At 67.6% G+C, this 24,053-nt stretch carries 28 protein-coding genes; 4 read left to right on the plus strand and 24 right to left on the minus strand.

Translation table 11 applies throughout. The annotated features are described in order from the left end of the window. Positions 1–11: 11 nt before the first annotated feature. From A5724_RS25080 to A5724_RS25120, 9 genes are all read right to left on the minus strand, one after another. Complete coding sequence (locus A5724_RS25080) at positions 12–236, minus strand: hypothetical protein (RefSeq protein ID WP_067808675.1); 225 nt, start codon at positions 234–236, stop codon at positions 12–14. Next, complete coding sequence (locus A5724_RS25085; protein WP_067808677.1) at positions 233–724, minus strand: DUF3093 domain-containing protein; 492 nt, start codon at positions 722–724, stop codon at positions 233–235. Before A5724_RS25085 ends, A5724_RS25080 begins: the two co-directional genes overlap by 4 nt. After that, positions 721–1,092: a hypothetical protein gene (locus tag A5724_RS25090; RefSeq protein ID WP_067808679.1), complete on the minus strand. Its 372-nt coding sequence runs from the start codon at positions 1,090–1,092 to the stop codon at positions 721–723. Before A5724_RS25090 ends, A5724_RS25085 begins: the two co-directional genes overlap by 4 nt. A gap of 21 nt (positions 1,093–1,113) precedes the next feature. Then, positions 1,114–1,539 (minus strand): hypothetical protein, encoded by a 426-nt coding sequence (locus A5724_RS25095; RefSeq protein ID WP_082965258.1) that lies wholly within the window; start codon positions 1,537–1,539, stop codon positions 1,114–1,116. After that, positions 1,536–2,516 carry a porphobilinogen synthase gene (gene hemB / locus A5724_RS25100; protein WP_067808683.1) on the minus strand — a complete coding sequence of 327 codons (981 nt, stop codon included), beginning with the start codon at positions 2,514–2,516 and terminating at the stop codon, positions 1,536–1,538. The genes A5724_RS25095 and hemB overlap by 4 nt, the downstream gene beginning before the upstream one ends. A 15-nt stretch (positions 2,517–2,531) precedes the next feature. After that, positions 2,532–4,217, minus strand: a complete 1,686-nt coding sequence (locus tag A5724_RS25105) for a bifunctional uroporphyrinogen-III C-methyltransferase/uroporphyrinogen-III synthase (RefSeq protein WP_067808685.1) — start codon at positions 4,215–4,217, stop codon at positions 2,532–2,534. After that, entirely contained in the window at positions 4,214–5,149 is a 936-nt protein-coding gene (hemC, locus tag A5724_RS25110; protein WP_067808826.1) for a hydroxymethylbilane synthase, read from the minus strand. Before hemC ends, A5724_RS25105 begins: the two co-directional genes overlap by 4 nt. A gap of 12 nt (positions 5,150–5,161) precedes the next feature. Continuing rightward, entirely contained in the window at positions 5,162–6,505 is a 1,344-nt protein-coding gene (locus tag A5724_RS25115) for a glutamyl-tRNA reductase (RefSeq protein WP_067808688.1), read from the minus strand. Between the two features lie 65 nt (positions 6,506–6,570). Then, on the minus strand, positions 6,571–6,828 hold the full coding sequence (locus tag A5724_RS25120; protein ID WP_067808690.1) for a glutaredoxin family protein: 258 nt from the start codon (positions 6,826–6,828) through the stop codon (positions 6,571–6,573). Between the two features lie 38 nt (positions 6,829–6,866). Here A5724_RS25120 and A5724_RS25125 point away from each other — a divergent pair, with 38 nt between their 5' ends. Beyond that, positions 6,867–7,757 carry an HAD family phosphatase gene (locus A5724_RS25125; protein ID WP_067808692.1) on the plus strand — a complete coding sequence of 297 codons (891 nt, stop codon included), beginning with the start codon at positions 6,867–6,869 and terminating at the stop codon, positions 7,755–7,757. 47 nt (positions 7,758–7,804) lie between these two features. After that, a complete protein-coding gene (locus tag A5724_RS25130; protein ID WP_067808694.1) occupies positions 7,805–8,344 on the plus strand; it encodes a MaoC family dehydratase N-terminal domain-containing protein in 540 nt (179 codons plus the stop codon). A gap of 15 nt (positions 8,345–8,359) precedes the next feature. Here the strand turns inward: A5724_RS25130 and A5724_RS25135 are convergent, their stop codons facing one another. The 8 genes from A5724_RS25135 to A5724_RS25165 all read right to left on the minus strand — a co-directional run bounded on the left by A5724_RS25135 (position 8,360) and on the right by A5724_RS25165 (position 15,446). After that, entirely contained in the window at positions 8,360–9,448 is a 1,089-nt protein-coding gene (locus A5724_RS25135; RefSeq protein WP_197518775.1) for a lysophospholipid acyltransferase family protein, read from the minus strand. A gap of 21 nt (positions 9,449–9,469) precedes the next feature. After that, entirely contained in the window at positions 9,470–10,546 is a 1,077-nt protein-coding gene (locus A5724_RS25140; RefSeq protein WP_067808698.1) for an SDR family oxidoreductase, read from the minus strand. A 29-nt stretch (positions 10,547–10,575) separates the two neighbouring features. Next, a complete protein-coding gene (locus tag A5724_RS33340) occupies positions 10,576–10,677 on the minus strand; it encodes a 30S ribosomal protein bS22 (protein ID WP_003402602.1) in 102 nt (33 codons plus the stop codon). A gap of 93 nt (positions 10,678–10,770) precedes the next feature. Next, a complete protein-coding gene (locus tag A5724_RS25145; RefSeq protein ID WP_067808827.1) occupies positions 10,771–11,043 on the minus strand; it encodes a helix-turn-helix domain-containing protein in 273 nt (90 codons plus the stop codon). 139 nt (positions 11,044–11,182) lie between these two features. Next, positions 11,183–12,064 carry a pyrroline-5-carboxylate reductase gene (gene proC / locus A5724_RS25150; RefSeq protein ID WP_197518776.1) on the minus strand — a complete coding sequence of 294 codons (882 nt, stop codon included), beginning with the start codon at positions 12,062–12,064 and terminating at the stop codon, positions 11,183–11,185. A 463-nt stretch (positions 12,065–12,527) separates the two neighbouring features. After that, the gene (locus A5724_RS25155; protein ID WP_067808700.1) at positions 12,528–13,373 is read right to left on the minus strand and encodes a sugar phosphate isomerase/epimerase; all 846 of its coding nucleotides are present in this window, start codon (positions 13,371–13,373) and stop codon (positions 12,528–12,530) included. A gap of 27 nt (positions 13,374–13,400) precedes the next feature. Further along, on the minus strand, positions 13,401–14,417 hold the full coding sequence (locus A5724_RS25160; protein WP_067808702.1) for a hypothetical protein: 1,017 nt from the start codon (positions 14,415–14,417) through the stop codon (positions 13,401–13,403). A gap of 63 nt (positions 14,418–14,480) precedes the next feature. Then, positions 14,481–15,446, minus strand: coding sequence for a Ppx/GppA phosphatase family protein (locus A5724_RS25165; RefSeq protein ID WP_067808704.1), 966 nt, complete (start codon positions 15,444–15,446; stop codon positions 14,481–14,483). A 33-nt stretch (positions 15,447–15,479) separates the two neighbouring features. Between A5724_RS25165 and A5724_RS25170 the strand changes: the two genes are divergently transcribed. Beyond that, a complete protein-coding gene (locus A5724_RS25170; RefSeq protein WP_067808706.1) occupies positions 15,480–16,256 on the plus strand; it encodes a hypothetical protein in 777 nt (258 codons plus the stop codon). Further along, complete coding sequence (locus tag A5724_RS25175) at positions 16,253–16,546, plus strand: YciI family protein (protein WP_067808708.1); 294 nt, start codon at positions 16,253–16,255, stop codon at positions 16,544–16,546. The genes A5724_RS25170 and A5724_RS25175 overlap by 4 nt, the downstream gene beginning before the upstream one ends. Here the strand turns inward: A5724_RS25175 and A5724_RS25180 are convergent. The 7 genes from A5724_RS25180 to A5724_RS25210 all read right to left on the minus strand — a co-directional run bounded on the left by A5724_RS25180 (position 16,484) and on the right by A5724_RS25210 (position 23,868). Further along, positions 16,484–17,668, minus strand: a complete 1,185-nt coding sequence (locus tag A5724_RS25180; protein ID WP_232004974.1) for a glycosyltransferase 87 family protein — start codon at positions 17,666–17,668, stop codon at positions 16,484–16,486. The genes A5724_RS25175 and A5724_RS25180 overlap by 63 nt on opposite strands. Before the next feature lie 147 nt (positions 17,669–17,815). Continuing rightward, positions 17,816–18,502 carry a two-component sensory transduction protein RegX gene (regX, locus tag A5724_RS25185; RefSeq protein WP_067808712.1) on the minus strand — a complete coding sequence of 229 codons (687 nt, stop codon included), beginning with the start codon at positions 18,500–18,502 and terminating at the stop codon, positions 17,816–17,818. Between the two features lie 8 nt (positions 18,503–18,510). Next, positions 18,511–19,698, minus strand: a complete 1,188-nt coding sequence (locus A5724_RS25190) for a cell wall metabolism sensor histidine kinase WalK (protein ID WP_067808714.1) — start codon at positions 19,696–19,698, stop codon at positions 18,511–18,513. A 121-nt stretch (positions 19,699–19,819) separates the two neighbouring features. Beyond that, positions 19,820–20,575 (minus strand): phosphoglyceromutase, encoded by a 756-nt coding sequence (locus tag A5724_RS25195; RefSeq protein ID WP_067808716.1) that lies wholly within the window; start codon positions 20,573–20,575, stop codon positions 19,820–19,822. Positions 20,576–20,641: 66 nt separating this feature from the next. Further along, complete coding sequence (locus tag A5724_RS25200) at positions 20,642–21,145, minus strand: YbjN domain-containing protein (RefSeq protein ID WP_067808718.1); 504 nt, start codon at positions 21,143–21,145, stop codon at positions 20,642–20,644. Then, on the minus strand, positions 21,142–22,446 hold the full coding sequence (gene mshA / locus A5724_RS25205; RefSeq protein ID WP_067808720.1) for a D-inositol-3-phosphate glycosyltransferase: 1,305 nt from the start codon (positions 22,444–22,446) through the stop codon (positions 21,142–21,144). Before mshA ends, A5724_RS25200 begins: the two co-directional genes overlap by 4 nt. Positions 22,447–22,593: 147 nt before the next feature. Next, positions 22,594–23,868, minus strand: coding sequence for an ROK family protein (locus tag A5724_RS25210; protein ID WP_067808722.1), 1,275 nt, complete (start codon positions 23,866–23,868; stop codon positions 22,594–22,596). Positions 23,869–24,053: the final 185 nt, after the last annotated feature.

Below are 24,053 nucleotides of genomic sequence, written 5' to 3' on the forward strand. Positions count from 1 at the left end.
ATCTCGACGGATCAGCCGCGCCGCATCCGGGCGATGCCCAGCACGGCCAGCACGCCGGCGATCGTCGCCAGCAGCAGCGACAGCACCAGCAGCGGCGCGCTGTAGACCACCGACGTGGTCTGCGGCTCGCCGTCCAGCACAGGCGCGACCACCACCGTCGAACTGGCGGCCAACCAACTCAGCACAGCGCCGACCGCGCAAACCACCGCCGCGACCAACTCGACCCGGGCCCTCACGACGCCTGCTCCGGGGGAATGCGCTCCTCGACCAGATGGGTCAGCGCGGACCGCAGCAGCTGATGCTTGCGCGCCCACGCCTGGGCGGTGCGATCGTTGGTCAGCCGCAGGCCGATGCCGGTGCGACCGCGCGGGACGCCGGTCAGCTCGCCGAGCGCCCGCGCGGACATCCACCTCGGCTCGTCGGGCCCGGTCGGCTCCGGGTAGATCCGCACGATGTCGTCGATGCGCAGCAGTTCAGTGCCCTGCCGCAGATGATCGGGCGTCAACTCGACCGAGGTGTGGATGCGCGCGGCCTTGACCTGGATCGCCAGAAATCCGCTGACGAGCACGAAGAACACGCCGGGAACCAGCAGCTGGATGCCGTAACCGGCGGACAACTGGATCAGCGCCATCGCGACGCCGGCGGCGGGCCCGGCCGCGGTCCACCACCAGCTGGCGCCCTGTTCGTAGAACAGCACGTCCGACGACGTGCCGACGTTGCTCACGGCGACTCCTGTCCCTGCACCGCCGCGGGCCGGGTGATCAGCACGGCACCGGCGACCAGCGGGAAGACCGCCAGCAGCGTGATGCCGTTGGCGAGCCGGGCCAGCGCCGCCAGCGCGATCAGCGCGACGACGGTCAGCGCCAGCGCCAGCGCGGCCCGCCGGAACCGGGTATCGCCGCCGCGGACGCGGCCGGTCAGAAACGCCAACGCCCCGCCGGCAATCGCAAACAGCACACCGGCGCCGCGAAAGACCACCGGAACATTGAGTGAAGCCGCGATCAAACCGCCGAGCATGAGCAGAAACGACGCGCCCACCCAGCACCAGAATGCGGCGGTGACGACGCGCGGTCGCGACTGTGGGGCTGTCATGACGCGGCCAAGCCTAGCCGCTCACCGGGTGAAGAAGGCGTGCGCGTCCTTGCGGTGCAGCAGGAACGCGCCGCCGACGATCAACACCGAGCCCACGATTACGGTGACCGCGTACGTGATCGCCGCCGCCGTGGGTCGGTCGACACTGAACAGATTGGTGGCGGCGTACACCACCGATGCGATGCCGCCACCGGTCAACAAGGTGCGTGTCCACCGGTAACCGTGCCGCATCAAGATCAGGAATGTCACCACGATCGCCGCGACCACGACGACGAACAGCAACGAGACCGCGTACACGATCGCCGGGGGATGGTCTCTCGGGTTGGTGAAGAGGTCGACGATGTAGCCGGTCACCATCAGCGGAAGGGCGGCCACCCACAGCCAGAATCCGGTGTCGACGTCAACGGGCCTGCCCGGCGCGGTCGTCGGTTGCTGCTGATTCGTCACGCCAGCCAACCGGCGACGTCGGCCGCCCAGTACGTGAGCACGATGTCCGCACCGGCGCGCCGAATGCCGGTCAGCGTCTCCAACGCCACGGTCTGCAGATCGATCCACCCGTTGGCGGCGGCGGCGGCGATCATCGAATACTCGCCGGACACCTGATAGGCCGCGACCGGAACCGGCGAGATGTCGGCGGCCGCACTGACCACGTCGAGATAGCTCATCGCCGGTTTCACCATCACGATGTCGGCGCCCTCGTCGATGTCCAACTCGATCTCGTGGCGGGCCTCGCGGGCGTTGCCCGCACCCTGCTGGTACGTGCGCCGGTCCCCGCGCAGGCTTGAGGCGACGGCCTCGCGGAACGGGCCGTAGAACCCGGAGGCGAACTTCGCGGCGTAGGCCATGATCACCGTGTCGGTGTGGCCGGCCGCGTCGAGGCCGTCGCGGATCGCGGCGACCTGGCCGTCCATCATGCCGCTCGGCCCGACCACCTGGGCACCCGAATCTGCTTGTGCGACAGCCAATTCCACATAGCGTGCGTTGGTGGCGTCGTTGTCGACGCGGCCCGCGTCGTCGAGCACCCCGCAGTGGCCGTGGTCGGTGAACTCGTCGAGGCAGGTGTCGGCCATCAACACGGTGTCCTCGCCGAGGTCCTTGGCCAGATCGCGCAGTGCGACGTTGAGGATGCCGTCTTCAGAAATGCCGACCGAACCGGTGGCGTCCTTGTCCTCGTCGCGAGGGACACCGAACAGCATCAATCCGCCGACGCCGGCAGCCACCGCATCGGCGGCGGCGCGGCGCAGCGAGTCGCGGGTGTGCTGCACCACGCCTGGCATCGACGCAATGTCACGAGGCTCGTCGATGCCGTCGGCGACGAACATCGGCAGCACCAAATGCCTTGGCTCGACCGAGGTTTCCGCTACCAAGCGACGCAGCGCAGGAGTAGACCGCAGTCTCCGTGGACGGTGACTTGGAAAAGGCATGGGAACCCTTTTGCCTTATCTCCTGCGGCTCTTCTTGCGCGGCGGCGGCAGCGCACCTTCGGCACGCAGTCGGGCGGCGTGCTCGGCGAGCGCGTCGACCAACGGCCCCACCGCGGCAACCTCGGGTTGCACGTCGACGCGCAGACCGAACTCCGCAGCCGTTTCAGCGGTTTTCGGGCCGATACAGGCGACGATCGTCCGCGCGTGCGGCTTACCCGCGATACCGACCAGGTTGCGCACCGTCGAGCTGGAGGTGAAGCAGACCGCGTCGAAGCCGCCGGTCTTGATCATCTCGCGGGTCGCCGCCGGCGGCGGCGCCGCGCGCACCGTGCGGTACGCGGTGACGTCCTCGATCTCCCAGCCGCGCTCGCGCAGCCCCTCGGCCAGCGTCTCGGTCGCGATGTCGGCCCGCGGCAGCAGCACCCGGTTGACCGGATCGAAAACGTCGTCATAGGGCGGGAATTCATCGAGCAGACCCAACGAGGACTGCTCACCGGAAGGCACCAGTTCCGGGTTGATGCCGAAGGCCCGCACCCGATCGGCGGTGGCCTGTCCAACGCAGGCGATCTTCACACCTGAGAAGGCGCGGGCGTCGAGACCGAACTCGTTGAACTTCTCCCACACCGCACGCACCGCGTTGGTGGAGGTGAACACCACCCACTGGAAGCGGCCGTCGACCAGACCCTTGACCGCCCGCTCCATCTGCGCCGGGCTGCGCGGCGGTTCGACCGCGATGGTGGGCACCTCGACCGGCAATGCGCCGTGGCTGACCAGCTTTTCGCTCATCTCGCCCGCCTGGTCCTTGGTGCGCGGCACCAGCACGGTCCAGCCGTACAGGGCGCGGCTCTCCCACCAGTTGAGCTTCGCGCGGTTGGCGACCGTCTTGCCGATGGTCACCACCAGCGGCCCGGCCAACGGGCCTGAAGGCTCGCTGCCCGCCGGCTTCTCCAGCACGGCCTTGTCCAGCAGGCCGCCGAGCGTCGTCTCCACCGAACGCTGTTGGCACGTCGTGCCATTCGCGGTCACCACGGTCGGCGTGGTGTCGACCAGCCCGTGCTCGATCAGGATGCGCGCCGCGTCGGGAAGGTGAGATGCGGTGGCATGCAAGATGAGTGGGCCTGGCGCGGCGGCCAGCGCCGCCCAGTCGACGTCACCGCGGACGTCGGCGACGGTGTGCGAGGAGCCAAGCGGCAGCCCCGCGTACGTCGGCACCGCGGTGGTGTCAGGCAGGCCCGGCACGATCTCGAAATCAAGGTGCGTCTTGGCCAGCGCGGTCACCTCGGTGATCACGGCGTCCACCGACAGCGGATCTCCTGCGACCAACCGGACCACGTCGACACCCGTGCGGGCCTCGGTGGCCAACGTCTTGGCAACCTCGGCGGGATCGCCGAGTGCGGGCCGGATGTCGGGCCCGCCTGGGCCCCCACGCCAGTAGGGGAGGATGGCGGTCGTCGCCTCGGAATCGGTGTCGGTGTCGGTCGGCTCCGCCTCGGCCGGTTGGGGTCCCGACGGCGGCGGCAGTTCGCAGCCCGCGATGGCGAGCACCGACTCCGGCACGTCGGGGTCGGTGAACACCAATGCGGCGTTGGCGAGCACCGTTCGCGCCCGCGTCGTCAGCAGACCGGGATCACCCGGCCCTGAGCCGACGAATGTGATGCGGCCGGGCTTTGTCTTTCGCCCTCGGCCCGAGTGCCCAGTCATTTCCCTCTCCCAGCCTCGGCCAACAGATCGCGTGCGCCCAACTCGAACAACTCCGCGGCCACCGAGAGGCCCAGCTCCCGTGCCCGATCGGGTGTCCCGATACCGGACGCACGGATCACGTCGGATCCGTCCAGCGTCGCCACACAGCCGCGCAGCGACAGCTCTTCGAAGACACGGCCGTCCTCATCGATGGATTCGACGACCTCGGCGATCGCCCCCACCGGTGCGGAACAACCCGCCTCCAGTTCGGCCAGCAAGGTTCGCTCTGCGGTAACCGCCGCGCGGGTGTCGGCGTCGTCCAACTCCGCCAACAGTTCCGCCAGGCCGGTGTCACCGGCACGGCACTCGACTGCCAACGCCCCCTGCGCCGGCGCCGGCAACATCTGTACCGGCTCCAACGTCTCGGTGACAGCGTCGAGGCGACCGATACGGGCCAGGCCCGCCCGAGCCACGACGACGGCGTCGAGATCACCACTGCTTACCCTGTTCAACCTGGTATCAAGGTTGCCTCTTAGGGGGCGGATTTCCAAACCGAGACCCAGTGCTCTAAGCTGTGCGGCCCGTCGCGGGCTCGAGGTGCCGATCACCGAGCCCACCGGCAACTCTCCGAGCACCAAACCGTCGCGGGCCACCAGGGCGTCCCTGGCGTCTTCGCGCCGGGGTATCGCGGCGATGTTGAACCGAGGATCGGGTGTCGTCGGCAAATCCTTGTAGGAGTGCACGGCCATGTCGACCCTGCGTTCGTCGATGGCCTCGCGCAACGCCGCGGTGAACACCCCGATACCGATGTTGGCAATCGGGCCCATCGACCGGTCGCCCTCGGTGGACACGATGACGAGTTCGGCGGGGTGGCCCCTGGCGACAAGGGCGTCTTTGATGACACCGGCCTGCGTCTTCGCCAGCAGGCTGCCGCGGGTGCCGATCCGGATGATTTCTGTCAAGCGCTACTCGGTCTTGTCGAGATCGTTTGTCATCAACGGCAATTCGCTCGCTGCGACCGCGTCGACAGCCTGCTGGTCGAGCTCGAACAGCTCGCGCAGCGCCTCGGCGTAGCTGTCACCGCCCGGCGCGCTGGCCAACTGTTTGACCCGCACCGTCGGCGCGTGCAGCAGCTTGTCCACGACGCGGCGCACGGTCTTGGCGACCTCGTCGCGGTGCGCGGCGTCGAGCCCTGGCAGCCGGTTGTCCAGCCGCAGCAACTCGGCCTCGACGACGTCGGCGGCCCGCTGCCGCAGCGCGGTCACGGTCGGTGTGACCTCTGCCATCCGCTGGCCCGCCAGGTAGCTGGCAACCTCGGCCGCCACAATGGCGCGCGCCGCCTCGGCGTCGGAGGCCGCGGCGCGCGCCGACGGGTCGCGCTGGATGCGGTCCATGTCGACGACGAATACGTCGGGCAGCCCGGCGACGGCGGGGTCGACGTTGCGTGGCATGCCCAGGTCGCAGATCACCAGTTGCTTCGGCTCGTGACCGTGCGCCAGGCCGCGGTGCACGTCGGCCAGCGATACCACCGGCCGGACCGCCCCGGTGCAGCAGACGACGACATCGGCGTCGGTGAGCACCGGGGTCAGGTGATCGAACGGGAACGCGTCCGCGGCGACACCGAGTTGGCGGATCTTCTCGCCCAACCGCTTGGCGCGCGGCAGTGTCCTGTTCACCACGTGGATCCGCTCGACGCCGGCGCGGACCAGGTGCTTGGCCGCCAGCGCACCCATCGATCCGGCGCCGACGACCACGGCCGACCGGCCCGCCAGGGTGTCCAGTCTGGCTTCGGCCATGCCGAGCGCCACTGAGACGACTGAGGCTCCCGCGGCGTCGATGCCGGTCTCGGAGTGCACCCGCTTGCCGACGGACAGTGCGCGTTGGGACAGCTCGTGCAGCGTGCGGCCGACGGTGTGGTTTGCCTCGGCCGCGGAATACGCGCGGCGCACCTGCCCCAGCACCTGCGCCTCGCCGATCACCGCCGAATCCAGACCGCTGGCCACCGCGAACAGATGCTCGACGGCCGCTTCGGCGTACCGCACGTAGGCGTACTTGGTGAGGTCGTTCAGGCTCATCCCGGAATGCTCGGAAAGCACCGAGCCGATCACCGAAAGCCCGCCGTGAAACGCCTCGACGACCGCGTACACCTCCACGCGGTTGCACGTGGACAACACCATGGCCTCGGTGACGAGTGAGGACTGCAGCACCTGCTGGACGATCTTGACCTGATCGGCTTCGTCGGTGCTCAATTGCTCGAGTACCGACACCGGCGCGCTGCGGTGCGAAACCCCGAAAAGCAGCACGCTCACGGCTCGATCACCACGTCATCCAAGGTAATCGTTGACCAGCTGGGCTACCAAATTTGCTCGATTAGTCAGGGAGCTCCCAGATCCGCCCGCAGCCGGGGTTCGTCGACCTCCCAATAACTGTGCTCGGCACCGTCCAGCAGCACGACGGGCAGCCGGTCGCCGTACTCGGCACGCAGCGAGGAATCCCCGGCGGAGGCCGCCGCGTCGACGTCGGTTAAGCGCAATTCGAAGCCCAACTCGTCGGCCAGTTGCCGCAGTTGCGCCGCGGCCGCCGCACAGATCGAGCAGCCCTGTCGTGTGAGCAATTCCACGCGTCGGTTCACCCCCGCAGTATGGCCAGTGCGTGACCTAATGTTGATTCGTGTCCGACACCGGGGGTTTCGACGCCGTTGAACAGGCGGTCGCTGGCGAGGCCAGCGCGGAAGCCGCCGTCACCGATCTGGCCGCGGAGCCCGCCGACACGCCACCTCCCCCGCCGCCGGACCTGACGGCCGCCGCGTTCTTCGACGTCGACAACACGCTGGTGCACGGCTCGTCGCTGGTGCACTTCGCCCGCGGCCTGGCCGCCCGCAAATACTTCACCTACGGCGATATCGGCCGATTCATCTACGCGCAGGCCAAGTTTCAGCTTCTCGGCCGGGAAAACAGCGACGACGTGGCCGCAGGCAAGACCAAGGCGCTGGCATTCATCGAGGGCCGCTCGACCGAGGAACTGGCGGCACTCGGCGAGGAGATCTACGACGAGATCATCGCCGACAAGATCTGGCCGGGCACCCGTGCGCTGGCGCAGATGCACCTCGACGCCGGGCAACAGGTGTGGCTCGTCACCGCGACGCCGTACGAGTTGGCGGCCACGATCGCCAAGCGGCTCGGGTTCACCGGCGCGCTGGGCACCGTCGCCGAGTCGATCGACGGCGTGTTCACCGGCCGCCTGGTCGGCGACATCCTGCACGGCACGGGTAAGGCGCATGCGGTGCGGTCGCTGGCCATTCGCGAGGGATTGAATCTCAAACGCTGCACGGCGTACTCCGACAGCTTCAACGACGTGCCGATGCTGTCGCTGGTCGGCACGGCCGTCGCGATCAACCCCGACGCCGATCTGCGCGTCCTGGCCCGCGAGCGGGGGTGGGAGATCCGCGACTTCCGCACCGCCCGCAAGGCCGCCAGGATCGGGGTGCCGTCGGCGCTGGCTCTTGGCGCGCTCGGCGGCGCGCTGGCGGCCGTGGTGTCACGCAGGCAAGAGGGCAGCTAAAGAATTGATAGGCTCGCGCCGCTGACAATCGACGGAAGACGCGCAGGATGGCAATCGCCGAAAACATCATCGGAACCCACTACCGGTACCCCGACTACTTCGAGGTGGACCGGGAGAAGATCCGCGAGTTCGCGAAGGCCGTCAAGAACGACCACCCGGCCCACTTCACCGAGGACGCCGCCAAAGAGAGCGGCTTCGACACGCTGATCGCGCCGCTGACGTTCCTGGCGGTGGCGGGCCGCAAGGTGCAGTTGGAGATCTTCAACCAGTTCGACGTGCCGATCAACATGGAGCGGGTGCTGCACCGCGACCAGAAGATCGTCTTCCATCGCCCGATCGTGGCCGGCGACAAGCTCTTCTTCGACTCCTATCTGGATTCGGTCACCGAATCGCACGGCGCGGTGGTCACCGAGATCCGCGGCGAGGTCACCGACGCGACGGGCAAGCCGGTGCTGACCAGCGTCGTCACCGTGATGGGTGAGGCCGCGTCAGATTCCGAAGCCGACGAGGTGAGCGCACAGATCGCGGCCGCGCGCGACGCCGCGATCGCGAAAATGATTGCTGGGCAAAGCTCGAAGGGTAGTTGAGCCAGCCCGGTAGACCTAGCCGAGGAATGTGTTGCGGCGATTCGCCAGCAGCTGGTACAGCGTCTGCTGGATGGTCTCGCGGACCTGATCGGTCAGCTCGAACGTCACCATCGGATCTTCGGCGGCCGATTCGTCGTAGTCGGCGGTCTCGATCGGCTCACCGAACTGGATGTGCCACTTCGACGGCAGCGGGACCATGCCGACCGGTCCCGCCAGCGGGAACAGCGGCGTGATCGGGAAGTACGGCAACCCGAACAGCCGGGCCAACAGCTTCATGTCGGCGATCATCGGGTAGATCTCCTCCGAGCCGACGATCGAGCACGGCACGATGGGCGCCTTGGTCCGCAGCGCCGCACCGACAAACCCGCCGCGGCCGAAGCGCTGCAGCTTGTAACGGTCCTTGAAGTGCTTGCCCAGACCCTTGTAGCCCTCCGGGAACACGGCGGTCAGCTCACCGGCGGCCAGCAGTCGGTGCGCGTCAGCGGTGCAGGCCATGGTGTGGCCGGCCTTGCGCGCGGCCTGACCGATCATCGGCATGTCGAACACCATGTCGGCGGCGAGCAGGCGCAGATCCCGGTGGGTCGGATGCTTGTCGTGCACCGCCACCGCGGTCATCAGCCCGTCGAACGGCAATACGCCCGCATGGTTGGCGACCACGAGTGCCGCACCCGTTCGCGGGAGGTTCTCGATGCCGCTGACTTCGACGCGGAACCACGAGTTGAAGAGCACACGCAGCAAAGGCAGAAAGATAGCGTCGTTGAGGTGGCGGTCGAACCCGAACTCGTCGACGGTGTAGTCGCCGAGCATCCGCTTGCGTATGAAGTCCGCGACGGTGGCGATCCGCTTGGCGAGTTCGGTGGGCCTTTCCTCGACCGTGGGAGCGGCGCCGAGGGGGCCGCGGCGCTGGTCGATCTCGCGGACGACGGCGGCGATCTGCTCGGCGGAAGCACGACCGCCGGAGTCCGTCAGCAGCGAGGGATGTCGGCGCGAGCTTGCGGCGCGGGCAGCAGAAGCGCGCCGTTGGGTCTGCGTTCGACCCGAATTAGAGTGCAGCGGAATGACTTTGGCTTTTGGCTCGCCCGCCACGTTGTACCTTCTCCCCACCCGAACTGAAATATTTGTTTGTTAACGTCCCCAACGCTGCGCCGCCGACACGGCGCGACTCTCCATTGAGCGTACCCATCGCGGGTCGATGATCGGAGTCAATCCCCGCCCCCGGACGTAATCGTCAAAGGCCTCCGCGGTTGTCCACTTTGGGCTGTAGCCTAGCTCGTTACGCATTCGCGTGGTGTCCATGACCCGGCCGTAGCTCAAGTAGTCGAGTTGTTCGCGATCCAGTTCAGTGTAGCGAGTTGCGCGCCGCAGCGAATCCACCGCCCACAACGCCGAGCGCGGGACCGGCAGCGGAACGCGGCCCGCCCGCCGGATGGCCTGACTCATCATGATGATGCCCGACGCGCCGATGTTGAAGGTGCCCGCCTTGCCTGCCATCGTCGCGCGCTCCAGGGCACCGAGCGCATCCTGTTCGTGCAGCAGCTGCAGCCGCGCGTCATGGCCGATCACCGTGGGTACCACGGGGGCCGCCAGATACCGCGACAACGCGGTGTCCATGGCGGGACCGATCATGTTGGCCAGCCGAAGGATGCTGACCGCGATGTCAGGCCGACGGCGGCCCAGCCCGCGGGCGTAACCCTCGATGTCGATGCTGTCCCTGGCGAACCCCTCACCGGGCGGCCTGCGACGGCTGCTGCTCTCGGTGAACAGCACGGGGTCGCGCGAACTGGAGCCGTACACCTCCGAGGTCGACTTGAGCACGACCCGACGCACGGACGGCGCCTTCTGACAGGCCGCGAACAACTGGATCGCGCCCATCACGTTGAGTTCCTTCAGCGTCGCGCGGCCGCCGGAGCGTGGCGCGTAGGAGGCCGCCGCGGCGTGCACCACGGTGTCGACGTCGCCGTTGCGGATGACCTTGGCGATGAACGGGTTCCGGATGTCGGCGCGGACGAATTCCGCACGCCCCATCCGGCGCAGCAGATCCTTGCTCGGCGCGATCGCGTCAACCGCGATGACGTGGTTGATCAACGGGTTCTGCGCGAGCCGGGCCGTCAGGTACGCGCCGAGAAACCGGCACGCACCGGTAACCAAGACAATCTTCGGATACCCAACGGTGTCCCCGTTCGTTCCGCCCCCAGAATCCATTCGGTCAGCCTAGCGGCCGAGCGGAAAAGCTACTTGCCGAGTTTTCTGCGCTGCACCCGGGTGCGACGAAGCAGCTTGCGGTGCTTCTTCTTCGACATGCGCTTACGCCGCTTCTTGATGACTGAACCCATGAACCCAGATGTCTCCGTACCTATGCTTCGAAAGCCTCTTGACCCGCACACCTTACCGAAGAGGCACAGGTAAACGAAAACAGCCGCCGCGCGCTAACCCGCGTCGAAGTACGAGCTCTCCAACATGTCGTGGACAGCCTTGGCGTGCACCCGGAACGAGCGTCCGACGCGGACGGCGGGCAACTCGCCGTTGTGCACCAACCGGTACACGGTCATCTTGCTGACCCGCATCAGGCTCGCCACCTCGGCGACGGTGAGAAATTGAGCTCGTGGCGGCTGCCCGTCAGCGGCACTGCTTTGGCCGGCGTCCCGCGCCGCCTTCCCGCTAGCGGAATCCCGCGCCGATGGCCCGTTCATAGACGTCATCGCAACCCAATCCATCAGGCACGGGCAGTTCCAGCGGCTTCCCCACCGCTGGCACCGACCCGTGCTTACCACTGGGAGAATAGCGTGGCGGATGGGGTTACTGCGACGGGTGTGGGCTAATCGGTGGGAAATTGATTAATTACTCAGATGTAATTCCGAGCTGCTCAGAGCGCCTTTTTGCGGCATCGACAGCGTCGGCGACCGCCGCCCGCAAACCGCCCCGCTCGAGTTCGCGCAGCCCAGCGGCGGTCGTGCCGCCGGGTGAGGTGATCGTGGCCCGCAATTGCGCGGCGGTGGTGTCGAGGGCGGAACCCAGAGAGGATCCACCGGCATCGCCTGCGGGCTGAGCCCGGTCCAACCGCTCCAGCAACATCGCGGCCGAGCCTGCCATGGTTTGCACGACCAGATCGGTGGACACCGCCCGGGTCAACCCCGCGGCGACCCCCGCGTCGACGAGCGCCTCGACCATCAGGAAGAAGTACGCGGGCCCGGAACCCGACACCGCGGTCACCGCGTCGAGTTGGGACTCCGGCACGGTGAGCACCCCGCCGACCGCGTCGAAGATCGCCGACACCTCCTTGAGCTGCTCGGCGGTGGCGAACCGACCCCGCGCCAGCGCGCTCACCCCGCCGCCCACGATGACGGGTGCGTTGGGCATCACCCGAATCACCGGCGATCCGGCGGGCAGTTTGTTCTCGTAGAACTCGGTGGTCACACCGGCCACCACCGACACGAAAACCTGTTCGACGGCGTCACTTTCGGCTTGGGCGGCGGCCTCGGCGATCTCCGCCACCACGGCGCCGGCATCGCTGGGTTTGACGGCGACGATCACATACGCGGCGGTGTCGACAGCGTCGGCGACGGTGGTCACCAACACCGAATAGGTGTCCGACAGATACTTCACGCGGTCAGGGCTCTTCTCGGCGACCACCAGGTCCTTGACCTGCCGCCCGGCGCGCAACAGCCCGGACAGCAGCGCCTCGCCGATACTTCCACCGCCGATGATCGCGATTCTGGCCATGGCGGCAAGCATTGCAGACGGCCGACCGCTACTGCGGGGCAGGCACCATCGCCAATTGGCGGGTCTGCACGACGATGTGGCCCTCGCAGTCCACGACGATGTGATCCTCATCGAACCAGTCCTGGCCAATTTGCACCGTCGTGCCGGCTGCATCAACGGGATCACCGGGTTGACCGACAACAGCGGCGGCACATGGTGTTCCGGGTCGCCGAGCGTGACCGCCGCCCGCACCGCCGTACGATCGCCCTGGTTCAGCCCCACAAAAAATTGCCGGACACCGCGATCGGCCCCATGTTCGGTGCGGGCCGCGTTGGCGCACAGCGCCAGCATCGCGCCGCCGTGCACCTTCGGGCCGATGGTCCAATGCTCGTTGAGCTCACCGTGATACACGCCGTCGCCGACCGGGGTCAGCGCCATGGCGTCGGCGACCCGGTTGATCCCGACATGTGAGTCCTCAAATGCGTCAGCGCAGCAGGTGCTTCCGGGCGAAGTCCAGCGACTCCTTCAGCAGCGCTTCACGTTCGCTGGCGGTCCGCGCGCCCGATGTGGTCACCTCCAGGATCACATGCCCGGCAAAGTCACTGGCGGCCAGCATCTCGCAGATCTCGACGGTCGGCTGCGTACCGCGGCCAGGCACCAGGTGCTCGTCGGTGGACGCACCGCTGCCGTCGCACAGATGCAGATGGGTGAGGCCGTCACCCATCCGGCGGGCCATGTCGATGGCGTCGGTGCCCGCGGTCGCGGTGTGCGACAAATCCAGCGTGTAGTGCGCGTGGTTGCCGTCCAGCGGGTCGTAGGACGGGGCGAACGCCGAGATGCCGGGCCCAGGCTTGCCGCCGCGCTTGCGCATCCGCTCGATCGAGGTCTGGCCCGCGCCGAAGAACCGGTCAGCCCGGAACGGGAACATGTTCTCCACCGCGACCATCACGTCGCTAGATGCCTCGAGTTCGGCGACCTGATCGGAGAATCCCTCGGCGTAGCGGCGCTGCCACCGGAACGGCGGATGCACCACCACGGTCTGCGCGCCGAGTTGTTCGGCCGCCCGCACACTGCGCTCCAGCTTCGGGATCGGGTTGGCGCCCCACACCCGCTGCGAGATCAGCAGGCACGGCGCATGCACCGACAGCACCGGGACGTCGTAACGCCTGGACATCTCCTCGACCGCATCGATGTCCTGGCTGACCGCCTCGGCCCACACCATCAACTCGACACCGTCGTAGCCGAGCCGGGCCGCGTATTCGAAGGCGGCCTCGGTCCGCAGCGGGTAGACCGAGGCAGTCGACAGACCAACCTTGATGGCGGGGCGCACAGTGTTTATCGGCCTTGGGCGGCGCCGTCAGCCCGACTGCAACAGCGCCAACGGTCCCAGCGTGACCAGGGCTCCCACCGCCACCGCGATCAATGTGCTTCCGATGTCCTCGGTCTTGCGAACCACGCGCACGCCGACCACCAGACCCAGGATCACCAACACCGACAGCACCAGGGCCACGATGTTGTTCCACTTCCACAGCTGATCGAATGCGATGAACAGGCCCGCACCGAAGGCGACCGCGATGATGCACTGGCCGACGATCCACGTCGCGCGCAGGAATCCCGACATGCCGCCCGAGGGCGCCGCCGCGACCTCCACGTCCTCGTCGTCTTCCCGGTCGAGTTCGTCGAGCCGCGGGCGTGAACCGCCCCTGGCCAGGTCGTCGGCCACGGTCTGGCCGCCGAACAGCGGGCCCGCCGACGACCGCAGATATGAGGGCAGCTCCTCGGCGTCCCTGTCGTCGTCATCGGTGAACGAGGCCTCGGTGTCCTCGTCCTCGAGCTCCGGTTCGTCGAGAGGGTCGACCGGCGAGTCGAACAGGTCGTCGTCGACCGGATCGGGGCTCATCTCCTCCGCGCCCCGGCCGACCGACCCGAAGCGCCGCGGCTCGGGGACGTACTTGGGCCTGCGCGGCGAGGGTGCGAAGAAGTCCACCGGTTCGTCTTCGACGTCGCGCTGCTCGATGTGGGCCGCGTAGTCGGCGACCGCGTCCGCGTAGTCGGCGTCGACGTCGTCCTCGTGGGCCAGGTCGGCTTCGTCGGTCTCTTCGGACTCGGTGTCGACGTAACTGTCGACACCGTTGGTCGAGGCAGGCCGGTCGTCTACGGCGGGAATGATCCGGGTGGTTTCGTTTTCTTCGGCGCGCGTATCGGAAACGATGGGGATCTCGCCGGTCAGCTCGGCGACCGTGACAGCGTCGGTGTCGCCACGGCGTTTGCGACGCCTGCCGCCGACGGGTGGGGCGCCGATTGTGCCGTTGCGCGCCAGCAACTCCGCGACCGAGATCGGTCGCGTATTGCTGTGGTCTTCAGGTCCTGTCATCGTGTGTTGCCTCTGGGGCTAGCTACTGTCTCATGTCGGCGCCGTCGCGCCTCCGGCCATCGTTCAGCGTTCCCGCACGGACGTCTCCACCAACGCTGTTCCATCGGCTTCGCTGTCGAGTTTCCGCAGAATCAGCCCTTCTCGCAATGCCCATGGGCAGATGTCGACGCTTTCGACTTCGAGAGCGTTCATGCTCGCCTCAGCTACCAAGGCGCCGGCCACGATCTGTGCCGCACGCTCGGCGCTCACTCCTTCCAACTCCGCACGGTCAGCCGCGGTCATCCTAGAGATGAAAGCTATGAGCTGTCTGAGGCCGGTCGCGGTCAGCGTCCGTTTCACCCGCGGACCCGCCCCCGAGGGCGCCGCACCGGTCAGCCGGGCCAGCGAACGGAACGTCTTCGACGTCGCCACCGCCAGATCGGGGGTGCCTGCCTTGAGCACCTCGGCGGCGGATTCGGCGACCTCGGTGGCCAGCCAGTCGCGCAGCATGGCGACGCGGCGGCGGCCAGGCGGATCGTCGGGCAACCATTCGCGTGTCAACCTGCCCGCGCCGAGCGGCAGCGACAGCGCGACTTCTGGCTCTTCGTCCACGCCGTTGGAGAGTTCGAGTGAACCGCCGCCGATGTCGATGTTGATGATGCGGCCCGCGCTCCACCCGTACCAGCGGCGCACCGCGAGGAACGTCAGCCGCGATTCGTCTCGTCCGCTGAGCACCTGCAGCGCAACCCCGGTCTCGGCGAGCACCCTGGCGAGCACGTCTTCGGAGTTCTTCGCGTCGCGGACAGCGGAGGTGGCGAACGCCATCAATTCAGCGCACCCGGAGCTGGTGGCGATCTTGGCGAACTCGTCGATGGTGCTGATGAGTTTGTCGGCGCCCTTGCGGGTCAGCTTGCCCGAGCCGTCGATCGCTTCGGCGAGCCGCAGCGACGCCTTGGTGGAACTCATCGGTGTCGGGTGCCCGCCGCGACGCGCGTCCACCACCAACAGATGGACGGTATTGCTGCCGACATCCAGCACGCCTAATCGCACGTCCCCAACTTAATGGGTTTACCGTTGACTTTTGTGAGCGCATCGCATCCCGGTGAGGTGGAACTGGACTTCGCCCGTGAGTGGGTTGAGTTTTACGACCCCGACAACCCCGAACACCTGATCGCCGCCGACATGACGTGGCTGCTGTCGCGGTGGACATGCGTGTTCGGCACGCCCGCGTGCAAGGGCACCGTCGAGGGCAGACCCGACGACGGCTGCTGTTCGCACGGTGCGTTCCTGTCCGACGAGGACGACCGCGCCCGGCTCGACGATGCCGTCAAGCAGCTCACCGACGAGGACTGGCAGTTCCGCGAGAAGGGGCTCGGTAAGAAGGGCTACCTGGAGTGGGACGAGTACGACGACAAGCCCAATCTTCGGACGCGAAAGTACAAGGGCGCCTGCATCTTTCTGAATCGTCCCGGCTTTCCAGGGGGCATCGGCTGCGCGCTGCACAGCAAGGCGCTCAAGATGGGCGTCGAGCCGCTGACCATGAAGCCGGACGTGTGCTGGCAGCTGCCCATTCGCCGCACTCAGGAGTGGGTGGAGCTACCCGACGGCACCGAGATCCTCAAGACGTGGATCAGCGAGTACGACCGACGTGGCTGGGGTGAGGGCGGCGCCGACCTGCACTGGTACTGCACCGGCGACCCGAACGCGCATGTCGGAACGAAGGCGGTGTGGGAGTCCTACGCACCGGAACTGACCGAACTGCTCGGCGAGAAGGCGTACGCCGAACTCGCTGCAATGTGCAAGCGGCGCAGCGCATTAGGGCTAATCGCGGTGCACCCCGCGACCCGCGCCGCCCAATGAGTCTTTTCCTGTTCCGGCTCAACCCGCCACGTGCGGACTTCGCACAGACGTTGACGGCCGACGAGCAGGCGGCGATGGCCGCACACAAGGAGTACTGGGAGCGGTTGATGGCCGACGGCAAGGTCCTTGTCTACGGGCCCGTCGCCGATCCCGAAGGGGTATGGGGCATGGGCGTGCTGCGCGCCGCCGACCGCGCCGAAGTGCTGGCGATCGGCGAACGTGATCCCTCAGTTGTGGCCGGCGTCAACACTTTCGAGGTGTTCGAAATCCTCGGTGGCCGGACTCCGTAGGCGATCGCCGGGCAGACGCCACAACCACACCACGGTTCCCAGCAGCACCGCGGCGAACACGAAAACGTAAGCGTCTGCCAGAATTTCGGTCCACGCCCCGCCCGGGTGCAACGACAGAATGCCCGCCTGCGGGGTGTCCCCCGCCACGGACACGATCCAGCCACCGAGTACGGCGCACAGCAACCACATCGCCACCGCCGCCGCGCGACTGCCGACGACGTACGCGCGGTAGCCGAGGTGAACGATCAACGGCGCGAACCACACCCAGTGGTGGCTCCAGCTGAACGGTGACGCCGCCGCGGAGGTGAGCCCGACGAGCGCCAGCGCCAGCACCTCCTGACCGCGCCTGAACGCCAACGCGGCGAGGCCGATGCCGACCGCCGCGACCGCCAGTGTGCTGACGGTGGCGACGGTCGGCGAAGCGTGCATTCGAAGTACCAGGCCGCTGACGCTGGTGTTGGCAAGCGGGTCGTGCGAGATGCGGTTGACGTCGTCGAATCGGCCGTGCAGCCAGTACGTCACGGAATCGGTTGGTGCGACTGCGAATCCAAGCGCCACCGTGGCGGCGAAGGTTGCGGTCGACACCACGGCCGCGCGTATCCGCCGTGTCACCAGCAGGTAGACGATGAACAACGCGGGCGTCAGTTTGAGGCCTGCGGCCAAACCGATTCCGACGCCCGCCCACTTGCCGCGCCGCGCAGCCAACAGGTCGGCGACCACGAGCACCAGCAGGACGAGGTTGATCTGCCCCAGCTCGGCGGTGAGCCGCAGCGGCTCCAGCCACCCGATGAGCCCGATCAGCAGCGCGGCGAGCCCGAACATCGCCTCACCGGCGCGCATGCCCATCGACCTCAGCATGCGGACGACGACGTACGTCAGCGCGACGACCATGGCGAGCAGCCAGAGCAGCCGCACGTCGGAGTCCTTGACCAGGCTCAGCGGCGCCGCGCAGATCGCGGCGAAGGGCGGATAGATGAACAGCAATTCGCCGGGCTTACCGGTCAGACCGGTCGAGTAGAGGTCGAGGCCCTGCACCAGGCGTTCACCGGCGAACCGGTAGACCATCAGGTCGACCTGCATGCGCAGCGTCGGCCACTGCGTGTAGACGGTGACGTAAGTCACCAAGGCTGCCACCGCGACAAGTGGCCCGCCCCGGGTCACCCAGGGGGCGGGGGTCCTGTTGCGTACGTGATTTCGTGGTTGCAAGGGGTCGAGGGTAGACGTAATGGTTGTGAGGGACCCACAGGGTCTACCCAGCGAAGCGCGAACTCACCCCTCGAGTTTGTAGCCCAGGCCACGCACCGTCACCAGGTGCACCGGGTTCGCGGGGTCGGCCTCGATCTTGGACCGCAGTCGCTTGACGTGCACGTCGAGGGTCTTGGTGTCCCCCACGTAGTCGGCGCCCCACACCCTGTCGATCAACTGGCCGCGGGTGAGCACCCGGCCGCTGTTGCGCATCAGATACTCGAGCAAATCGAACTCTTTGAGCGGCAACGTGATTCCCTCGCCGTTGACCGAGACCACGTGCCGCTCGACATCCATCCGCACTGGCCCGGCCTCGAGAATGCCGTCGCCGACGCTGGATTCGTCGTTGTCGCTGCCGCGGCGCAGCACCGCGCGAATGCGTGCGATCAACTCGCGCGCCGAGTACGGCTTGGTGACGTAGTCGTCGGCGCCGAGTTCCAGCCCGACCACCTTGTCGATCTCGCTGTCACGAGCCGTCACCATGATTACGGGAACACTTGAGCGGGAACGCAATTGCTTGCACACGTCGGTGCCGCTCATGCCAGGCAGCATCAGGTCCAACAGGACGATGTCAGCACCCGCACGCTCGAATTCGGCCAGGGCTGACGGGCCGTCGCCCACCACGGTGGCCTCGAACCCCTCCTTGCGGAGGAGGAAGGCCAGGGGATCGGCCAAGGACTCCTCGTCCTCCACGATCAACACGCTGGTCATTGTTCTGGTCAGTCCTCTCGCTCATCTTCTGTGTCCAGAGCATCATCGCCCTGGGGATAGGCCGGGATCGACAAAGTGAATGTCGATCCCGTCCCCGGCTGACTCCACAGCCGGATGGATCCGTTGTGATTGGCGGCGACATGTTTGACGATCGCCAGGCCCAGTCCGGTCCCGCCGGTAGCGCGGGACCTGGCCTTGTCCACGCGGAAGAACCGCTCGAACACCCGCTCCTGGTCTTCGCGGGCGATGCCGATACCGCGGTCGGTGACGGCGATCTCGACGTTGGGCCCGCGCGCGCGTCGACTGACGGACACCGACGAACCGTTGGGCGAGTAGGCAATTGCGTTGGACACCAGGTTGGCGATCGCGGTGACAAGCAGTTGCTCGTCGCCATACACCCGGTAGCCGGTCGGGGCGTCGGTGGTGATGGCGATGTCGGCGTTGTCGGCGGCCACCTTGTAGCGCGAGAGTGCCTCGGCGACAACGCGATCGACGTCGACGGCCTCGAGATCGGGTAACCGCTCGCCGCCCTGCAGTCGCGACAGGTCGATCAGCTCCCCCACCATGTTCGCCAGCCGGTTCGATTCGGTGAGCATCTTCTCGGCGAATCGGCGCACAGTCTCGGGGTCGTCGGCCGACGCCAGCAGCGCCTCGGCGAGCACGCCCATCGCCCCGACCGGCGTCTTGAGTTCGTGGCTGACATTCGCGACGAAATCCCTGCGGGTCGCCTCCATGCGGGCATGCTCGGATTGATCGTCGACGTAGACGACCGCGAACCGGCGATCCTGGTCGGTCAGCAGCTGGACGTGCCCGCGGACCGACAGCCCGGACCTGCCGGGGTTGGGGGTCTTGGGCGGTGACAGGTCGACGTCGCCGGACTCGCCGGACCTCAGTGTGCGCTCGGCGGCCTGCCAGGCCTGCTCGTCGAGCCGCCGGTCCTTGACCAGCCCCAACAACTCGGCCCGGTGATTGGTGTAGACGACGTCACGGTAGCTGTCGACCACTGCGATGCCCATCGGCGAACCCGACACGATGTGCTCGAGCATTTGAGAGACGGTGATACCGGACTGCTCGGCCTGCTTCCGGCGGCGTCGGTCGAGGATGCGGGGAGCCAATCCCGCTCCGAAGCCGACACCGATCAGCAGTGCGAGCAGCGCCACGGCCCCCACGAGTAGGAGCGCCGATACCACACTCACGCGAAAATCGTACGCATCCGGTGAACGTCATCCCAGCAGCGTGCGGCCAAATCGGGACATGTCACACCGCGAATCGCAGGAGTTCGGTAGCCGTTCACCCGGAGTTTGCCGTGCGGCGGGCTTACTTGGCGCCCTGCGCGGCGACCGCGGCCGCACCGGCCGCCGCGGCCTCGGGGTCCAGGTACTCCCCGCCGATGACCGTGGGTTTGAGCTCGCCGTCGAGGTCGTAACGGAGCGGAATCCCAGTCGGGATGTTCAGCCCGACGACCTCCTCGTCGGACATGCCGTCGAGGTATTTCACCAGCGCCCGCAGCGAATTGCCGTGCGCGGCGATCAGCACGGTCTTACCCGCCCGCAGGTCGGGCACGATCGTGCTCTCGTAGTACGGCACGAACCGCTCGACGACGTCCTTCAGACATTCGGTCAGCGGCCCGCCGTTGATGTCGGCGTAGCGGGCGTCGGTGTCCTGGCTGTACGTGCTGCCCGGTTCGATCGGCGGCGGCGGGGTGTCATAGCTGCGTCGCCACGCCATGAACTGCTCTTCGCCGTACTTTTCCTTGGTCTCGGCCTTGTTCAGGCCCTGCAGCGCGCCGTAGTGGCGTTCGTTGAGTCGCCAGTCGCGGTGCACCGGGATCCAGTGCCGGTCGGCAGCGTCCAGCGCCAGGTTGGCGGTGGTGATGGCCCGCCGCAGCAGCGAGGTGTACAGCACGTCGGGTTGGCGGTTCAACGCCTTGATCAACTCGCCGGCGCGGACGGCCTCGGCCCTGCCCTTGTCGGTGAGGTCGACGTCGACCCACCCGGTGAACAGGTTCTTCTCGTTCCAGTCACTTTCGCCGTGGCGGAGCAGGATCAAGGTTGCCGAGGAATCTGAAGCCATGGGGGAAGACTATCCCGGCATCGGCGTCGGCCTCTGCCCATGCTGGGATCGGTTCGGGGGTGGGGGTCAGTCCTCGTCGATGAGGTGCTCGAACGCCCGCAGATTCTTCAGCGACTCCCCGCGCTTCACCCGCCACTCCCACTCTTTCTGGATCGACGAGCGAAAACCCAACTCCAGCAACGTGTTGAAGTCCGAGTCGACGGCCTCGAGCACCTGCCCGAACACCCGGTCGATCTCGTCGGGAGTCACCGAGGCCAGCGATATCCGGCCGACCAGATAGATGTCGCCGACGTTGTCCAGCGTGTAAGCCACGCCGTAGAGCCTGCGGTTGCGCTTGAGCAGGAAGCGGTAGACGCCCTCGTGGTTCTCGTCGGGCTTGCGGCAGACGAACGCTTCCACCCGCACCGAGTGCTCACCGATGGACAGGATGGTGTTGGTCTTCAGCCGACGCTCACCCGGCAACTCGACGATGATGCCCGGCAGGCCACCGTGTGCCCCCTCGTGGCGGGTGCAGACCAGGCCGTGTTCCTTACAGGTGTCCTCGATGACCTTCGCGACGTCGGTCGTCACGCCCTGACCCCGCGCCGCATCGAGAACCGCCTGCCGTTACGCCGCGCTGTCACATCTGGCAACCGGTGCTTGGCGCGATAGTCGGCGATGGCGTGGCCATAACTGGCCAGCAGCGCATCGACGGTGTGCGCCCAGGAGAACGTCGCGGCATGCTCGACGGCTGCGCGACTCATGGTGTGCGGGCCGCGCTTGAACACCGCGTCCAGCGCCTGCGCCCAGTCGTCGACGTCGTGCCCGTCGACGAGCGCGCCGGTGACACCGTCGCGCACCGCCACCGGCAACCCGCCGACCGCGGCGGCCACCACCGGCGTACCGCAGGCCTGGGCCTCGACGGCGACCAGCCCGAAGGACTCCGAGTAGCTCGGCACGCCGACGATGTCGGCGGCGCGAAACACCTCGACGAGTTGCTCGCGGGACTGCGGCGGCAGGAACGTCACGCGCTCAGCGATACCCAGTTCGTCGGCCAGTCGAACCAGCCCGTCGGGGGCCGCCAACCCGCTGCCAGACGGTCCGCCCGCCACCAGGACCCGCACGCCGGGCAGCTTGGCGGCCGCGCGCAGCAGCACATCGGGCGCCTTGAGCGGCTGGATGCGGCCGACGAACGCGAGCACCTGCTCGCCTGGGTCGAGTCCGAGCGCTTTGCGCGCGGCCAGCTTGTCGCCCGGTGTGAACATCTCCAGGTCGACGCCCGGATGCACCACGTCGATGCGGGCCGGGTCGGCGTTGTGCAGCGAAACCAATTGCTGCGCTTCGTGTCCGGTGTTGACGATCAGCCGGTCCGCCTCGTCGACCACCTGCTGCTCGCCGACGGCGCGCAGCGGCGGCTCGGGTGAGTCGCCGTCGGCGAGCGCGGCGTTCTTCACCGCGGCCAGCGTGTGCGCGGTGTGCACCAGCGGCACCGCCCAGCGGTCGCGGGCCAGCCAGCCGACCTGCCCCGACAGCCAGTAGTGCGAATGCACGATGTCGTAGTAGCCCGGCTCGTGGGTGGCCTCCGCGCGCAATACACTCGCGGTGAACGCGCACAGCTGCGTGGGCAGGTCGTACTTGTCCAAACCTTCGAACGGCCCGGCCACCACGTTGCGCACCAGCACACCGGGCGCCACCCGCACTACCGGCTGATCGGCCGATGAGGTCGCCCTGGTGAAGATCTCCACCTCGACGCCGCGGCGCGCCATCTGCAGCGCGCTCTGCAGCACGTAGACGTTCATGCCGCCGGCATCACCGGTGCCCGGCTGGGCCAGCGGGGAGGTGTGCACCGAGAGCACGGCGACGCGGTGTGGCAGATCCGGAGCTAGGCGCACACACACATGTCTACACCTGCATTCGACGCACGCCTCGAGCGCGGGCCATAGTCCCGCGAAATGCACGTTTTGTCCGGTCCTACTCGCCCTTTGTCGACAAAAAGTGCATTTCGGCGCGCATCCGAACGCCAGAGCTACGCGGTGAAATCAGGCGGACCGGCGGCTCTGCGCGCGGCGCATGGCGCCGATCGGGTCGGCGTACAGCCCGCCCAGCGACACCACGCCCGCGCCCGCTTCCTGCACCCGATTGCCGAATGCGGTGATCCGGATATCGCGGGCAGGCAGCACGGACCGCTCGGCGTAGGCCGCCTCGACCAGGCTCATGCCCTCGGGGTACTCGGTGAACGCCTGGCCGCCGACCACTAGGTCGTCGGGGTTGAGCATGTCGCGCAACAGCGCCACGGCCTCGCCGAGCACGCGGGCCCGCTCAGCCAGCAACGCGCGCGCCTGCTCGTTGCCCTGCCGGGCGGCCTTCGTCACGGCGGTCACCGTCGACGACGGTCCCTCGGCGGGGACGATGCGTGCCTTGCGAGCCGCGACGAGCACCGCTTCGTCGCTCACCGTCGACTCCAATTGCCCTGTGCCGCCAAGTAGTTCGGAGTGCGCGGGCAGACCGGCGATGGTGCCGGGGCCGCTGGTCGGCGAGTGCACCCGACCGCCGATCGACAGCGCATAGCCGACCGTCTCGCGGGCGTAGACGTAGAGACTGGTTGTCGATGGCGTGGGCTGGCGGCGCACCCCGAGCAACAACTCGGCACCGGCCATCGCGTCGACGTGGGATGCGACTGACACGGGCAGGCCTAGCGTCTCGGCCAGCACGGGGCCGACCGGGGCCTCGGTCCAGCCGAGCCGCGGGTGGTCGAGATATCCGGTGGCGCCGTCGACGACGCCGCCCGCGGCGACACCCACCCACAGCGGGCGCCTGCGGTGCCAGCGGCTCAGATAGCGGCGCGCACTGGTCGCCAGCGACGCCAACGCCGCGGTTTGCGTACCGCGCGGGGTCGGTGTCTCCACCGCGTCCAGCGTGCGGCCGAACAGATCGGTGGCCACGATGCTGGTGGTCCGCGCGCCGATGTGGATGCCGAGCGTCAGGAACGGCTCGTGGTTGACCTCGACGGGCACGCGGGGCCTGCCGATCGCCCCGGAGACCGCGAGATCCGCCCGCTCGCGCAGCACACCGGCGTCCAACAGCGCCGTCACTTGGCGGTTCACCGTCGCGATCGACAGCTGGGTGACCTGGGCGATGACGTCGCGGGCGATCGGCCCGCGCAGGCGCGCTGCGCTGAACACCGAGGCGGCCGCGGCGTCCGCGACCTTCAACGAGGGTGCGATCACATGCGGCCGCGCCAATAGCGCCCGCTTGGTGTGGGCGACGGAAACGGCGGCGGTCGGCTGACGGAGGGTGGTGGCGGAAGTACGCACGAATCTGTCCTTTGTCGAAGTCGGCTGGTGGGTGCGGGCCACACCTGGCGACTCAGCGGGACAGAAAGAAGTCCGGGATCAGTCAGGCGCGGCGAGAAGCGCGACAACAACAACAACAGCGCCGTGCGGCGACTGCGGTCTGACTGTTCATGGACACACGCTGAACTTAGCACGCCAACTAAAGT

Origin of the sequence: Mycobacterium sp. ACS1612 (assembly GCF_001667505.1) — a bacterium.
GTDB lineage: Bacteria > Actinomycetota > Actinomycetes > Mycobacteriales > Mycobacteriaceae > Mycobacterium.